The 1,406-nt window shown below is 46.9% G+C and carries 2 protein-coding genes; both read left to right on the top strand.

Features of this window, described 5'->3' with window-relative positions; all coding sequences use genetic code 11:
* A partial coding sequence (gene trmB / locus R7M72_RS24705) for a tRNA (guanosine(46)-N7)-methyltransferase TrmB (protein ID WP_318056413.1) occupies positions 1-710 on the top strand: 710 nt, incomplete at its 5' end.
* A gap of 11 nt (positions 711-721) precedes the next feature.
* The coding region (locus R7M72_RS24700; protein ID WP_318056412.1) for a DNA methylase at positions 722-1,406 on the top strand (685 nt) is incomplete at its 3' end.

Below are 1,406 nucleotides of genomic sequence, written 5' to 3'. Positions count from 1 at the left end.
TAACCACTAACGAATACAACGAAGACGGCAAGCTGATCCGTAAAATCCGCAGTTTTGTACGTCGCGAAGGTCGTCTAACGAAAGGCCAAGAGAACGCGATGAACGAGTGCTGGCCAACAATGGGTATCGACTACAAAGCAGAACTTCTTGATTGGAAAGAAGTGTTTGGTAACGATAATCCAGTCGTACTAGAAATCGGTTTTGGTATGGGTGCTTCATTGGTTGAAATGGCAAAGAATGCGCCTGAGAAAAACTTCTTCGGTATTGAAGTACATAGCCCAGGTGTTGGTGCTTGTCTTTCTGATGCACGCGAAGCGGGTATCACTAATCTTCGCGTAATGTGTCACGATGCGGTTGAAGTGTTTGAGCACATGATCCCAAATGACAGCCTTGCTACGCTACAGTTATTCTTCCCAGATCCTTGGCACAAAAAGCGTCACCACAAGCGTCGTATCGTGCAGCTTGAGTTTGCTGAAATGGTTCGTCAAAAGCTTATCCCGAACGAAGGCATTTTCCACATGGCAACAGACTGGGAAAACTACGCGGAGCACATGATTGAAATCATGAACCAAGCGCCAGGTTTCGAAAATATTGCGCAAGACGGTGACTTTGTACCTCGTCCTGAAGATCGTCCACTGACGAAGTTTGAAGCTCGCGGTCACCGTCTAGGTCACGGTGTGTGGGATATTAAATACAAACGCATTGCTTAAGGAGTCAGTTGATGTACCACTACGCGATATTAGCGAATCCGGGTCATAACCGAATTTACTTTGATAGCGCAATGACCATTGCATGCTCAGAGCTCAAAGCGATTTTGGCCTCTGAAGGTGTTGAAGTGACTGAAATTGGCAGCAAAGACGTGGGTTTACCTGCGGCGCTGGTGTTTTCTTGTGAGCAAGCGTTAAGTGAAGCGCAGTCTCGTAAGATTGCCGCATCTTCTATCTATTACGCGCTGTTTGAAGTGCGTGAAGATGGTTTGCTTCGTCCAATTCAGGCGCCTGCATTCAATACTTTCCCTGAGAGCATGAGCCAGATCCTGCGTTATACCGGCAAAACCAATGAGCAGTTTACTCGCTTGATGGTTAACCTTGGCGTGAGTGCTGCAAATACTGACAGCACGCAGCTAACGCTGATGGATCCAATGTGTGGTAAGGGTACGACACTGTTTGAAGGTTTGATCCATGGCTTGAATGTCGTGGGTGTGGAGATCAACCAGAAATGGGTTCAAGAGAGCCAAACCTTCATCGTTAAGTTTATGAAGAATGGCCGCGTCAAGCACAAAGTGAGCAAAGAAAAGCGCACTTCTGGTGGCAAGAAAGTGGCAGATGGCTTCGTTTTTGAAGCGGCTGCAAGTAAAGAAGACTACCTCCAGGGTAATCTTCAAACCATGAAGTTGTATTCAGCAG

The sequence above is a fragment of the Vibrio sp. YT-18 genome (assembly GCF_033337345.1).
GTDB classification, from domain to species: Bacteria; Pseudomonadota; Gammaproteobacteria; order Enterobacterales; family Vibrionaceae; genus Vibrio; species Vibrio alginolyticus.
This window is presented reverse-complemented; position numbering and strand designations above follow the sequence as displayed.